Here is a 13783-nt window from a genome sequence, read left to right on the forward strand (position 1 = left end):
GGCGTGGTTGCAAGATTGCAACCACGCCTCCTTTTCGGTGACGGTCACCCGTCACGTCCGGGTGAGAGTTATTTCAATTCGCGTTCTACCTATAGAACGATGTGGTTCGATTTTCGTGACGGCGATAAAACAGTTCTACAGTGCCCACTCCCGAATCGCCTTCGCCACCCCATCTTCTACATTCGTGGCGGTAACGTGTTGCGCTGCGGCCTTCACCTCCGGCAGTGCGTTGCCCATCGCAACCCCAGTACCCGCGGCTTTGATCATCGGCAGGTCGTTGCCCTGGTCGCCAATGGCCATGACCTCATCCATGGAGTATCCGAGGTATTCCGCCAGGGCGGTGACCGCGTTGCCCTTGTTCACCTTGGCAGCCATGAATTCGAGGAAGAACGGCTCAGATTTCACGATGTAAAAATCGCGGTAAAATTCGTCTGGAATGTGTTTGATGGCCGCATCAAGCACGGTCGGTTCATCAATCAGCATCACCTTGGCGAACTGCTTGTCAGTTGGAAAATCATCGGCGTGGCGGTAGAACAGGGGCATGTTGACGAGGTATGATTCGCGGACGGTGTAGCGCGAGATGTCGGCATTGGCCGTGTACAAGTGCGCATCATCCAGCACCTGGGCGTGAACGCCGATGGTGCGGGCAAGCTCTTCGATGCTGCGGTATTCGGCGTAACTCAGCGACTCGGACAGCACGGTTTTGCCCGTGTCGGTGTGCTGAACGAGGGCGCCGTTGTATGAGATGGCGAAGTCGCCGGGTTCGGTCAGTCCTAGTTCGGGTAGGTACAATTTCACGCCGGTTAGTGGCCGCCCAGAACACAGAACGACCTTGATTCCGGCTGCCTTGGCGTCCTTAACTGCCGCGATGGTGGCGGGATTGAGTCCGTGATTTGCGTTTAATAGAGTACCGTCCAAATCGATTGCGATGAGTTTAATGGCCATAATTTTGCTCCAGTCTAATGTGTAATTGGCGGTTAAAGGCAAATTGGTAACCGCGTACATCTACATTGTAGCGCATTTTTGCGGCCAAGCAGGGGGCAAAAATTAAAACAAAAGCGGGCGCTTCTAATCTTTGTTAATTTTGCGGCGGCTGGGCAGGCGTGCGACTAGTGTGACATTGTTTGCGACTAATGGAATGGCGTTTGCAATGGGTGAACAAAACTGGGTGGCCGTGCGTACGGAAATTCATGAAACCCGCTGTCTATTAGCATTAATAAACTTATGCCTGATTTTAGACGCGTGACGAAAGCGAATTTGTCACAATTACGCACCCCAATCAGACTGAACGAAAGCCTTTCCAAGTATTAGAATCCGTCACCTTTGCCCACATAAAACCGGCAAAAAATGTTCGGATTTTATTAGCCAACATTTAGCACAACCACCTTGTTGTGCCCGCGCGCCGGCGTTAGTATAACCAAGCAAGTGAGATATCTGCAATTTTAATTCAAAAATTCGCGTGTACGTAAGCCCGCTGGAACGGGCTTCAAGGAGGAAATTATCATGTTGTTGGCAGTAGTCGCTGTTGTAGTTTTGGGAGCTGTTATTATCGCAGGCGATGAGATGATCGATGACGCGCAGACACCAAACGCACTGCGTCACCCAAGCGCTCTGGCTCTGCGTTAATTAACGCGAGTAGTTGCCGTTCAATTCTAGCCGTCACGGACGATGTTGTAATCCATCAACATTGCCCGTGACGGTTTTTGTTTTGAAAAAATAATGTGGACAGTACGAAAAGTTGTGGCATGGGTAATTACCATGTAAGTAAGCTTTTGGCGTGACTAAGCTCTTTGAAAAGTTCAACTTCCGCAAACCAATATAAATATATTTAACACTGTACCCGCGCTGTAATGGCATTTATGCAAAAAGAGAACTAAAATATAGGTGTACGAATACAGAATAAGGGAGAGGGATTTCATGCGTTTAGCAATGTATCAGAATCAACCATATTTTGTTCAACCGGCAAATAATCAGGTGAAGGGGACCAAAATCGATGCGCGTAATATAACAACATTATTGCATCATCCCCAAGAGCTTGCCCGACTTGCGCAGGAAGCAACTTACAAAGAGAAGCTCCTGCCCGCACGCCTGCAGGCCCCGATTCGTTTGCCCCACCAAGTTTTTGCCCTATCTGGGAACTTCGCGGACCACGTGCTTGAACGGCAGTTGCACAAGAACGATATGCCCGTGATTTTCAGTAAGTCCAGCAGCTCCATCACTGGACCACGGCCGCAAGTTACGCTGCCGAGTGACACGGTCGATTGGGAAACCGAGCTGGTTGTCGTTGTTGGGCGGCGCGTGCACGAATGTGACTTGCGCAGCGCCCGCGATTCAATTTTTGGTTACATGGTTGGCCAAGACTTGACGGATCGCATGCTCGAGAAACAGGACGAGTGGCTGCTGAGTAAGTCATACCCTCGTTTCTCACCAACCGGCCCGTGGATTACCACACCAGATGAACTGACGGACGGCATCGAGGCACAGCGCCTAGAAACGCACGTTAACGGTGTGCGGAAGCAGGGCGCGGCGCTCAAGCAGATGATTTTCCAAGCGCCACAAGTAATTCAATATCTGTCGCAGGCGGTAACCTTGTTGCCTGGTGACCTGATCTTCATGGGTACTCCAAGTGGCGTCGGCTATGCACACACGCCGAAGCAGTACCTCAAGGCGGACGATATTGTTGACTCACACATTGATGGACTGGGCAGTGTTACCTCTAGCTTTATCATGAATGGTCATGAATTGATAAATAATGAAAGCACAGAGGCGCAGGAACCGGTGACCGTGTGACTAGAGAGCTCTTTAGCGAGTAACATCGCGGAAGGGCTTTTTTCTTTGGCGTGTCCGCTTACAAATATATCATTTTCCGCTTGAATTCCCCCACACAGTGTGATTTAATTGGCGTGGATACCTATATACTTTTTTATAAAACTCGGCCGAGTTTCAGAGAAAAACACGATACAGAAGAATTTGCAGATATGGAACGATATCCATGCAGATTCAACTAATCGTCACTCTGATGTCTAACCTGTTATTTCAAGTTAGACCGGCCGAGTTTTTGTTGTCTGCAAATTGGCTGCAACTCGGAACGTGCGGGGTGGGGTATCGCAACGGTAACGCAGCAATTATTTGGAGGCAACAATCATGAAGAAGCAGAATTACGAAATTCATTTGAGTCGGAAGCTATTCGTGGCGACAACTGTGGCGGCGTCGGCCATTGTGCTTGGTGTGTCGCCCGCAATCGCGAACCGGACGGGGGCAACGCCACAGACCGTGGCGGCGGCAAGCTACTTACCCGCTGATCAGGCCTGGGTTCAAAATGGGGTGCTAAACACAGATCTGGTCGGAGCGACGGGTTATGTGTACAAGAAGGGCACGCCGGTTGCCAGTCAATCACGACTCACGGACAGTAGTGACGCGAAGAAAAACGATTTTTACATTGACTTGCACCTTGAAGTTGGTGTGCCTAGTGCTTTCGGCTTCGGTTTTGTGCCGGATAAGTACATCACCTTAACGACGGTCACCAAGCAGACTAACATTCCGCAAGCAGGGGTTTGGGCATTGTATCAATATATCGATAATGCCGACCAGTACATCGCCATCGATACCCCGTACGTTGCACCGGCAAAAATCGATAAATCGGCACTTGAAGCCGCACTTACCCAGGCAGATGCGGTAGACAAGCCACTGTACACTACGGCCACACTGGTTCCGTTCAACGCAGCCGTGAAGAATGCGAATACCGTTGACAGCAACGATGACGCCACCCAGGCTGAGGTCGATACGGCCGCAAACGAGCTAACCAGCGCCATTAATGGGTTGGTAAAAGATTCCGACATCGTTAACAAAGATGCACTAAAGTCGGCAATGGCGACGGCGCAGCAATATGTGGATGCGGGCCAAGTCTCAGCCAGCTTGAAGCAGGACTTGCAAACATACATCGCTGCCGGGCAGAATTCGCTGGATACTTTGAGCACGCCGCAGACGCGGGTGGACGCACAGACTAGCAAACTTAATGAACTGATTGCTCAGGCTAAGGCCGAAACACCGGTTGCGGTTGATAAGTCCGCACTCACACAAGCAGTCACCGCGGCCAAATCCACTCTAGTTAACCCTGCTGCGTACACCGCGACGTCAAGTAAGGCGGCTCAGGCAGCACTGAGCACAGCCGAAACAACCGCGGCAAATGCCGATGCAACGCAAGCACAGGTCGATGCCACAACAACTGCCCTGAAGTCTGCAATCACGGCACTGGTCAAGGCAGCCGACAAGACCGCCTTGGCAGCTGAATTGCAAACTGCCCAGAATGCGATTAAGGCTGCTGACAAATACACCCCTGCCAGCGTGGCGCCAGTGAACGCAGCAATCACCGCCGGCATGAAGGTCAACGCTAACACCGACGCAACGCAGAGTCAGGTTGACGAGGCGGTTGCGACACTGAAAACGGCCGTGGCAGGACTGACTAAGGCACCAGTAACTGATGACACTGATACCACCACCACGACGCAGCCAACGACTGGTGACACGGACACCGCAACCAAGCCAGTCGCCGCCGACACAGACACCAAGACGACGCAGCCAAGCACGGACGACACAGACAGCACGACGCAGCCAACGACCGGCGACCAAGGTACCGATGCTCAACCAAGCAGGCCTGCTGAAACCACGTCTGTCCCAGTAACGGCGCAAGTACCAGCAGCGAAGTCGCATACCGCCACCAAGCACTCTGCAGCGAAGTCCTACCCGCAAACCGGCAACACGCAAAACCTGACGCTCAGCTTGGCCGGAATCGGCGCCACCATCATGGCGCTATTCGGTCTGGCCGTTACGCGGAACAAGCACATTAATTAATAAGCAACCGGCAAAATCTGGACACCAATTACTATGGGTGTCCGGCTTACATAGTTTGGCTGCAGAACCATGCGCAGCAGCGTAAAATAAGTTTAGCAGCAACAGATTGGAGGACGAACATGGATAACGACATATACCACCTCGGTGCCTGGTTTCGCCAGGTGCGCAAAGACCGTGGCTACACTTTGACACAGGTGGCCGGTAAGAACTTTTCACCGGCAGCCCTGTCGCGGTTTGAACGTGGTGAGACAGACATTCGTGGGGATCACCTCACTGCCATCATGTTGAATCTGGGCATCGTCGGTGCAGATCTTGCCAACTATCAACGTATGAATCCGTACACGTTTCCCCGTGACGCCATTGACGCTATGTTTGCCATGGATGCAGATACGCTCCAGCAGATGCGCGCTGACTATGCTGTGGCACACGCCAAGGAAGAGCACAATCCGCTGTTACCAATCGTTGATGAGGTGCTGGCAATGTGCGCGCTGGCTCCTGATGCGGATTTTCGCATGCCCGCAGCGACCGAGCAGCGCCTCATTGAGCTGTTAGCTTACCCCAACACCTGGGGCACCTTCGAGTATGCCGTCATTACCGGTTGCCTGCGCTTTGGCAGCGTTGACTTCATTCGCGCTGTGTGGCAGTACGCACAGGCAATTGTAGGGCCAAATGTGCTGTACAAAGCGATTGCAACTGCATGGGTGCTCATCTACGCCAACGTGCGTGATGTTCCTGATGTCGCAGCAGCAAGTGCGGTGGTTGCGCAGGACTTGATGCAGGATGATGAAAAGACGTATTACACAGCTGAGAATTATCCACTGCTCAAATTTGGTCTGCTAGTTTACGAATGGAATAAAAAGCAGACTCGTGCACGCGAAGCCAAGGTGAAGGCGGCCATTGATGGCATACGTTTGCTTGGTAGCATACGGTTAAGTGCATATCTTGCAACAGTCTGGCGGCTATTCACAAACGGCACCACGGGTTGGCGCCAGCAGTTACACGTACCAGATCCGAATCTTATCAGTGTTAACGATATGTCCGAGGGTAAAAAAATCGCACTTTTTCGGCGTATTCGGGGATTCAGCTTGAATCAAGCGGCGGTGGCCTGGTCTAAGTCTTCACAGTTGCGGGTTGAAAATGAAAATGTTACTCCCGGGATAACCAACTTAATGCGGAGTTCGGCATTACTGCTGATGGACTACTCAAATATTTCCATAATTAATAGCGATATTAATCTCCTCTATGATTACATGGATGAAATTCACGATTTTGCGCTTAGATTTGCGCTTATAAACGAGAGAGTAAATCGGGTTAGAACGATACTGGAGCGCTTGGCGGATAAGATAACGTCTCCTTTCATCGATGATTTGCGCGATGAATTTGAGTACGCTGTTAGCCTGCTAGCGGGAAACGCAGTCAACACAGCACTTGAGAATCGCTATTACAAGCGCATTTGTAAGATTAACGCGATACACACGATAGATGTTAACGTTGCTGTAATACTATATGAACCCAATCATGGCAGTGGACGGTTTCCGCTCATCTTGGATGCATTACAACGGATTGATGCAGCTGGCTATACGAAGATGTATATGATTAACCAGCTTGTTATTCCCTTGGCAGATAGTGTAGTGCACACACACGATTTGACGAATGGACAGCGTTTGGTCGATTTTCTGGCCAAATTAACCGATCTCCCATCACCAACCATGGGTAATCGGACGCTTATGCTGGCAAAACTCATGGCAGATGCACTGCTTGACCCGACAAGGTTGACGACGCAGCAGTACGCGGAGTATCTGCGGGCGGATGCTAAATACACGATGCCGTTGCAGCGAGTCAACATGCCCGGAGTTTTCAGTCTTATTCCCGGCGCGTTACCCGAATAGTTAGGGTAACGCAGGCCTTCAACCGCCCGCCAGCCACAAATTTGCATTTCGGCCACCATTCTGTTATAAATAATAGTGTTGTTGCCGCAATGGCGGAATTGGCAGACGCGCAGTGTTCAGGTCGCTGTATGGGAAACCATGTGCAGGTTCGACTCCTGTTTGCGGCACTAAATTCGGGGGAAACGTTGAGTATCAACGTTTCCCCCTTTTTTTCTGCCGCAGCATGTTGCATGTACACAATTGAAAGACTGAGGTTTAGCTTTAAACCTAGTACATGTGTTAGAACCCTGAAAATGCGCTCCATGCGTTTTGGGACAACAATAATCAATTTAATAATCGGAGGATTTAACTCATGGATTGGCCAACACTAATTGCAACATTGAAGGCAATCATGCAGCGCGACGGGATTAGTCCCCAGGACGTTGCGGAGGACTTGAAGGTTTCCTCATCTAGTGTGCGCAACTACTTGGCATTGCGTTCCCGTGCAGCAATTTTAACGCGTGAACGGATTGAGAAGTACGTTGCAGAGCACCAAGAACCCGCAAAGGCGGCGAAGAAACCAGCACGGAAGCCGCGCGCGAAGAAGCAGACTGAAGCAAAGCAGCCAGCTAAGAGCGACAAGCAGGATCAGCAGGCTGAAAAGCAGGCACCGAAGTCCCGCAAGCGCGGCAGGCAAGAACCAGCTAAGCAGGCAGAAGCAGAAAAGACTGCGCAGGCTGGTAACAACAAGAACGCGACAAAGCAGACCGAAAAGCAGGCGCCAGCTAAGCCAAATGCTAAGCAGCAAGCGGAAAACGCACAGGCAAAGCAGTCCAAGCAAACCGCTAAGTCAGCCAAGACTGAGGTCAAGGGTGCAAACAAGCAAGCTGAAAACCGCAAGCAGACCGCTAAGAAGCAGCCGGCAAAGCAGCCACAACAGCAGGCTAAAACTGACACTCCCAAGCAGAATGCACCGCAAGCTAAGCAGCAGACTGTAAGCAAGGCCCAGGATAACGCACCTAAGCACCAGGACAACAAGCAGGCGCAGAACCAGCAGCAGGGTCAGCGTCAGGAAGACCGTGCAGCTAAGGTTGAGGCAAAGAAGAACGTTGAACAGGCGGCAGTTAAGGCTGAGGCAAAGAAGAACGTTGAACAGGCGGCAGCGAAGGCTGAAGCAAACAACAACGCCCAGACAGCTGCGGCGCCAAAGCAGGCTCAGCAGCAGTCCCAGCCAAACAACACCATCACCCCAAGCGGTGCGCGGACGCCCGTCAAGCGCGAGCCAAACCCTCTGCGGATCTACGTGGACGAATCCTTTGGCCGCATGCCCGAGAAGCCATTCACGGTCGGCATGGTGCTCGCATCAACGGAACTTGGTGTAATGCCATTCAAGGAATTCACTGAGACCCTGTACCCATTCGGTTGGGCACCGGGGGATGAAGTCAAGGCGGCCGGCAAGGACCTCGCGAACGTTAAGCGCATCCTGGCAGGTTCCCAGAACGATGACATCCGCATGTTCACGTTCCGCACCACAACTGTGCCGTCAATGATTACAGTTACGGATGACGATTCCACGACCGTCACCATCTTCCCGTACGTTTCAGCTTTGATTCGGGCGATTGAAATGATGCAGCGCAACGGTCTAGAAACCACGCAGTTCCAGATTGTCATCGACCGCACGAACAAGCTGCCAGCAGAAGCACAGCGCGTGATGGAAAAGCTGCTGGGCGTTTACTTCCGTCTCTCCGGCAAGAAGCCATGCTCCTTCCACATCACGGATGGCGACTCGCGCGCACAGAAGGGCCTGCAGCTTGCAGACTTCGTGGCGCACTACGCCTACGTGGAAGACGCCGACAAGATTGGCACCTTTGCGCCCGTTGCGGGAATTCTCGACGACCCACTGGGCAACGCACGCCGGTTCGCATTCTACTCCGGTCTGCGTCTGTTGCGGCTCAAGGATGAAGCGCAGACCTTCACTGGCGACTTCAAGCCTGCCAGTGAGGACAGCTACACTGAGCCTGCTGCCGAAACCACAACGCCAGACAAGCCGATGTCCCGTGCATTCAACTACACGGTTGACCTGCGCGAAACCATCATCGAGGCCCAGTCTATGGGTCTTGGTGGTAAGCAGCTCGAGGCTGTTCGTAGCCGGCTCAAGGGTCTGTCCACGACGGTTACGAACTGGCTCCAAGACAGCCAGTCCGAACTGCTCGATGGTCTGGCAAACCGGACTATCAGTGACTTCCGTCAGCGCGCCGTGATGATCACCCGTGTTGATAAGCCATTCCAGCCGGACTACGAGATCGGCGAGCAGCAGTTCCGCATCTTCGAAAGCCAGCTCGACAAGGTGAAGGAACTCATTCAGTCCTACCAGTCAACTGCAGAAGCTTAAATAGCAATTAACGGTCCGCGCAAGTAGAAGTTGCGCGGACCGTTTTGGTTTTAACCCACCGTCATTTAGGCACTATTATAGAAGAAATCAGCAAATTTGTAAGAATCTCTGCACGCAGCAAACAAATGCGTGCAAAAACTTGACTTATTTTTGGTAAGCTGTATACTAACTAATATTCGCTACCATTAAGACCATCACGAACCAAGAAGATGGAGGTATATACTATGACATACACACTGCAACTAGATCTTAAGTCGCAAATGTTTATGGCTATCGATGCGAAGGATCACAGCCACGTGGGCAAAGGCACCACAGTGGAACAAGCCGTCGCAGCATTAACCAAGTAACTTGTTCATTGAATAGTAGATAATGGGGAGTCGTCCAGTCGGGCGGCTCTTTTTTTTGTGTGACGAACGCGAAAATGTGGGTCAACTAAGAAAGAACGAAGCAACAGCCAAAGACAAATCGGCAATTTTGTGCAAAATCTAAGCACAAAATGAGATGTTCACCCCATAATTCGGGCCCATGCTTATTTTTCACCGTAATTTTGCTCAGATTTGCGACGAAAATTAAAAATTGGGCGTGACACTCATTTTTTTGAAATTTTTTTGTGTTCGGATTCTAGGTGCCCGGGAAAATGCGAATTTGTGATAGAAATATGAGAGCAAACGCACGGCAAAAACTCCTGATTAGAGGTGGTAAGGCGAACTTCATACAGCGCGGATGCCGTTAAATCGGCGTTTGTCGGCCGACACCGTAACATGAGAGATATATTGCACTGACCGTACTTGTATTCTACTACGCAAGCACTGAGTCATAGTTGGTTATCGAAAACGGATTCAAAGCCGCCAGTTCAGGAACGATTAATGCCCCAAAAGTGAATTTTTTTTGGATTTGCGACGAAAATTAGACTATTTTCCGTTGACACGGCTTTTTAATCTTCGTATAATCTAGATAACTTCTTAAGCCGGTCAGCGGTAGCGAGAAGATAAACAATTCATAGGTTGGAGGCTTATGTTTATGAAGATGAAGAAGAAAGGCTTAGTTGTAGCAGCACTTGCTACTGCAACGCTGCTCGCAGCTTGTGGTAACAGCAAGTCCAGCGATACAGCCAAGAAGCAGACTCTTGTGGATACATATAAAACTGTATTCTCAACAGACCCAGATAACTTTGACTACACGGTTTCTTCCCGTGCAACCAACAGTGACATCTACTCTAACTTCGAAGACGGACTCCTCGAATGGGATCAGTACGGTCAGCTCAAGAATGACCTTGCTAAGTCTTGGAAGGTAAGTAAAGATGGCAAGACCTACACTTACAAACTCCGTAAGGGTGTTAAGTGGGTCGACTCTGATGGTAACAGTCACGGTGACGTTAAGGCTCAGGACTTCGTTACTGGTCTGAAGCACGCGGTTGCTGCAAAGTCAGAAACACTGTACGTTGTTCAGGGTTCCATCAAGGGCTTGAACGATTACGTTACCGGTAAGACCAAGGACTTCAACACTGTTGGTATTAAGGCCCTTGACGACTACACCATTCAGTACACACTGAATGCTCCAGAAAGTTTCTGGAACTCCAAGCTTACATACGGGGTTATGTTCCCAGTGCAGGCCAAGTTCCTTGCATCTAAGGGCTCCAAGTTCGGTCAGGCAAAGCCAGATGGCATCCTGTACAACGGTCCTTTCACTCTGTCCAACTTCACATCCAAGTCAACAATTCAGATGAAGAAGAACCAGAGTTACTGGGACAAGAAGAATGTTCACTTGAACAATATCAAGATGACGTTCGACGATGGCTCTGACTCAGACGCATACTACAAGAAGTTCAAGAAGGGTGAACTCAGTGCTGCTACTGTGTTCCCAACATCCCCACTTTGGGCAACCGTTCAGAAGGAAAATGGTAAGAACATTATCTGGACCGATCAAGACCAGTCCACGTACAACTTTACCTTTAACTTCAACCGTCGTTCATTCAAGGATACTTCTAAGACGACTTCCAAGCAGAAGTCTGACACGCACAAGGCAATCATGAACAAGGACTTCCGTCTCGCAATTCAGGCTGCCTTCGACCGTACTTCCTACATCGCTCAGCAGACTGGTAAGGATGCTGCAACGAAGCGCATGCGTAACGAATTGACCCCACCTAAGTTCGTATCTATCAACGGTAAGGACTACGGTGACTTCGTTCAGAAGGACCTGTCCAAGGACAACCCAACAGCATTCAAGAACGTTGATCTTTCCGACCAGCAGGATGCATTCTACAACAAGTCCAAGGCACAGAAGCTCTTCAAGAAGGCTAAGAAGGAACTGAAGAAGGAAGGGGTTTCCTTCCCAATCAAGCTCGACCTGCCTCAGGACGAAAAGCAGTCTATGCTTCTCAACCAGGCTAAGTCCTTCAAGAGCTCTATCGAAACCGTCCTCGGCAAGAAGAACGTTCAGATTGACATTCAGAACCTCCCAGAAGATGCATACCTGGCTGCTACCTACGCTGCAACTACTGGTGCTGCTTCTGACTTCGATATCTCTAACGCTTCTGGTTGGAGTCCTGACTACGTTGACCCATCAACGTACCTGGAAATCTACAACCCAGAAACCGGTTCTATGCTCCGGACTCTTGGTATGGAAGCAACACAGAACGTCGCTGGCAAGGACCCATCCGCTTCCATCAAGAAGCAGGCTGGCTTTGACGAATACGCTAAGCTCCTGGCTAAGGCTGAAGCTATCAAGACTGACACGAACGCTCGTTACAAGGCATTCGCTAAGGCTGAAGCTTACATGATGGCTCAGGGCTGGCAGTTCCCTGTATACTCACAGGGTGGTTCCGCTACCGTTACAAAGGTTGTTCCTAAGACCGCTGCATACGGCAAGTCTGGCCTTGTGCACGCATACAAGTACCTCAAGGTTCAGAAGGACACCACAACGGCTGCTGAATACAAGACTGCTAAGGCAGCTTGGACCAAGAAGGTTAACAAGCTCAACGCTGAAGCTGACAAGTAAGTCGGTACGAATATAAACCGGACATTCTAAGCTTAGAGTGGTGTGAAAAAGGACTAGCGCTACGTTGCTAGTCCTTTTTCCATATCAAAAATAGTGGCGGAAAAAGCGTCACAAAGTTGAAACTTATTGTGTCACTATTTGTCACATCTGGGCAAGATAAAAGAAAGGGGCAACTACATGAAAAAATACGTATTCTTTCGTGTTCTGCGCTCAATTGTCAGTATTTTCCTCGTAACGACTGCTACCTTCATCATTATTTACTCACTTGTTCCACGTCGTGACGTCTTCAAGGAAGACCCCAACGTCAACAAGCTGCAGTCCTCACCCGATAAACTGACTGAGTACGAGAACAACGCTTTTGAAAAGATGAACTACCTCGATTACCTCAATACCCGTGATCTTATGACTAAGGTTGAGAAGGCAAATCCAAAGGCAACTATTACTACAGCGCACACAGAAGCCAACAGAAAAGCTTTTGCTGCATGGACGAGTAAGCACGGTTATGAGTTGAAGAAGTTCAAGCAGAGCAAAGACTACTATGCTGTGCGAGAGCTTCCACTCTGGGAACGCCTGAGCCGCTTTTACGGTGGTTTGATTAAGGTTGACAACCCATGGGCAATTCACGACAAGAAGAACCCAAACCTGAAGCGGTACCTGAAGATTGAACACGATGAAACTGTTGGTTGGGCCCTAGTTGGTTCAGGGACTAAGTACCGTTACCAGATTTACTTCAACGGTTCATTCCCATACATTCACCAGAACATCATTAAATTCAACCTTGGGACGTCATACCCAACGTACGCTAATTTGCCAGTTTCTTCTGTTATTGGTGGTGGTCAAGGTGAGGCTAAGTCAGTCACATTTACCGGTGAAGACGGCAAGACCGTTAACAACTCCGATGATGTGTACACGCGTCAGTACCAGACACCATCCAAGCAGGATTCTAGTAAAAAGGCTATTTACCAGGATGACTACACAGATACCGATCAGTCATATCAAGATCCTTCTATGATTGGGACCTCTGTGCGTGCCGGTCTGGTAGGGATTTTGATTCAGTACCTGTTGGCAATTCCGTTTGGGATTTTCATGGCGCGGTACAAAAACCGTCTCTTTGACCGTATTGGTACTGGTGTTATCACGCTGTTCATCGCCGTCCCATCACTGGCGTTCATCTACGTGTTCCGGTTCATCGGTCAAGCAGTCTTCCAGCTGCCAGATTCATTCCCAACCAATGGTGCTTCGGCCATTTCCTCATGGGTAATGCCTAGTGTCATTTTGGGTCTGCTGATGGTTTCCGGTCTTGCCCTCTGGTTCCGTCGTTTCATGATTGACCAGCAGAGCTCCGACTACGTTAAGTTTGCTAAGGCCAAGGGTCTCAACGAAAACGAAATTTACACGAAGCACATCTTTAAGAATGCTTCCATTCCTATCGTTAACGGGATTCCAGGTTCTATCATTGCCACGATTGGTGGGGCAACGATGACTGAAGAAATCTTCGCGATGCCTGGGATGGGGAAGATGCTCCCAGACTCAATTACGGCTCACAACAACTCGGTTGTTATTGGTCTGGTATTCATCTTTACCACAATTGCTGTCCTTTCTGTATTACTTGGTGACTTGCTGATGGCCGCCGTTGATCCACGTATCAAACTTTCAGCGTCAGGAGATGACTAAC

The 13783-nt window shown here is 50.0% G+C and carries 9 protein-coding genes and 1 tRNA gene; 9 read left to right on the forward strand and 1 reads right to left on the reverse strand.

Features of this window, described 5'->3' with window-relative positions:
* Positions 1–135: 135 nt before the first annotated feature.
* On the reverse strand, positions 136–945 hold the full coding sequence (gene yidA / locus FC18_RS06880) for a sugar-phosphatase (RefSeq protein WP_056975825.1): 810 nt from the start codon (positions 943–945) through the stop codon (positions 136–138).
* Positions 946–1503: 558 nt separating this feature from the next.
* Here yidA and FC18_RS12380 point away from each other — a divergent pair.
* From FC18_RS12380 to FC18_RS06915, 9 genes are all read left to right on the forward strand, one after another.
* The gene (locus FC18_RS12380; protein WP_268872369.1) at positions 1504–1626 is read left to right on the forward strand and encodes a hypothetical protein; all 123 of its coding nucleotides are present in this window, start codon (positions 1504–1506) and stop codon (positions 1624–1626) included.
* Between the two features lie 291 nt (positions 1627–1917).
* On the forward strand, positions 1918–2790 hold the full coding sequence (locus FC18_RS06885) for a fumarylacetoacetate hydrolase family protein (protein ID WP_054677904.1): 873 nt from the start codon (positions 1918–1920) through the stop codon (positions 2788–2790).
* A gap of 354 nt (positions 2791–3144) precedes the next feature.
* Positions 3145–4851 (forward strand): LPXTG cell wall anchor domain-containing protein, encoded by a 1707-nt coding sequence (locus FC18_RS06890; RefSeq protein WP_056975827.1) that lies wholly within the window; start codon positions 3145–3147, stop codon positions 4849–4851.
* Between the two features lie 119 nt (positions 4852–4970).
* Positions 4971–6740: a helix-turn-helix domain-containing protein gene (locus FC18_RS06895; protein ID WP_056975829.1), complete on the forward strand. Its 1770-nt coding sequence runs from the start codon at positions 4971–4973 to the stop codon at positions 6738–6740.
* Positions 6741–6823: 83 nt separating this feature from the next.
* Positions 6824–6907: transfer RNA gene (locus tag FC18_RS06900), tRNA-Leu, on the forward strand.
* A gap of 185 nt (positions 6908–7092) precedes the next feature.
* A complete protein-coding gene (locus FC18_RS06905) occupies positions 7093–9111 on the forward strand; it encodes a hypothetical protein (RefSeq protein ID WP_054677914.1) in 2019 nt (672 codons plus the stop codon).
* Positions 9112–9335: 224 nt separating this feature from the next.
* On the forward strand, positions 9336–9458 hold the full coding sequence (locus FC18_RS12385) for a hypothetical protein (protein ID WP_263849252.1): 123 nt from the start codon (positions 9336–9338) through the stop codon (positions 9456–9458).
* Positions 9459–10131: 673 nt separating this feature from the next.
* Positions 10132–12108 carry a peptide ABC transporter substrate-binding protein gene (locus tag FC18_RS06910; RefSeq protein ID WP_156660880.1) on the forward strand — a complete coding sequence of 659 codons (1977 nt, stop codon included), beginning with the start codon at positions 10132–10134 and terminating at the stop codon, positions 12106–12108.
* A gap of 177 nt (positions 12109–12285) precedes the next feature.
* Positions 12286–13782: an ABC transporter permease gene (locus FC18_RS06915; protein ID WP_054677917.1), complete on the forward strand. Its 1497-nt coding sequence runs from the start codon at positions 12286–12288 to the stop codon at positions 13780–13782.
* The last annotated feature ends 1 nt before the right edge of the window (position 13783 follow it).

Origin of the sequence: Lacticaseibacillus sharpeae JCM 1186 = DSM 20505 (assembly GCF_001436225.1) — a bacterium.
Taxonomy (GTDB): domain Bacteria; phylum Bacillota; class Bacilli; order Lactobacillales; family Lactobacillaceae; genus Lacticaseibacillus; species Lacticaseibacillus sharpeae.

Excerpts from the sequence above, each read along its gene's own strand:
- FC18_RS06905 (WP_054677914.1), top strand. The coding sequence starts at position 7,093 with ATGGATTGGCCAACACTAATTGCAACATTGAAGGCAATCATGCAGCGC.
- FC18_RS12385 (WP_263849252.1), top strand. The coding sequence starts at position 9,336 with ATGACATACACACTGCAACTAGATCTTAAGTCGCAAATGTTTATGGCT.
- FC18_RS06915 (WP_054677917.1), top strand. The coding sequence starts at position 12,286 with ATGAAAAAATACGTATTCTTTCGTGTTCTGCGCTCAATTGTCAGTATT.
- FC18_RS06895 (WP_056975829.1), top strand. The coding sequence starts at position 4,971 with ATGGATAACGACATATACCACCTCGGTGCCTGGTTTCGCCAGGTGCGC.
- FC18_RS06885 (WP_054677904.1), top strand. The coding sequence starts at position 1,918 with ATGCGTTTAGCAATGTATCAGAATCAACCATATTTTGTTCAACCGGCA.
- yidA (WP_056975825.1), bottom strand. The coding sequence starts at position 945 with ATGGCCATTAAACTCATCGCAATCGATTTGGACGGTACTCTATTAAAC.
- FC18_RS12380 (WP_268872369.1), top strand. The coding sequence starts at position 1,504 with ATGTTGTTGGCAGTAGTCGCTGTTGTAGTTTTGGGAGCTGTTATTATC.
- FC18_RS06890 (WP_056975827.1), top strand. The coding sequence starts at position 3,145 with ATGAAGAAGCAGAATTACGAAATTCATTTGAGTCGGAAGCTATTCGTG.
- FC18_RS06910 (WP_156660880.1), top strand. The coding sequence starts at position 10,132 with ATGAAGATGAAGAAGAAAGGCTTAGTTGTAGCAGCACTTGCTACTGCA.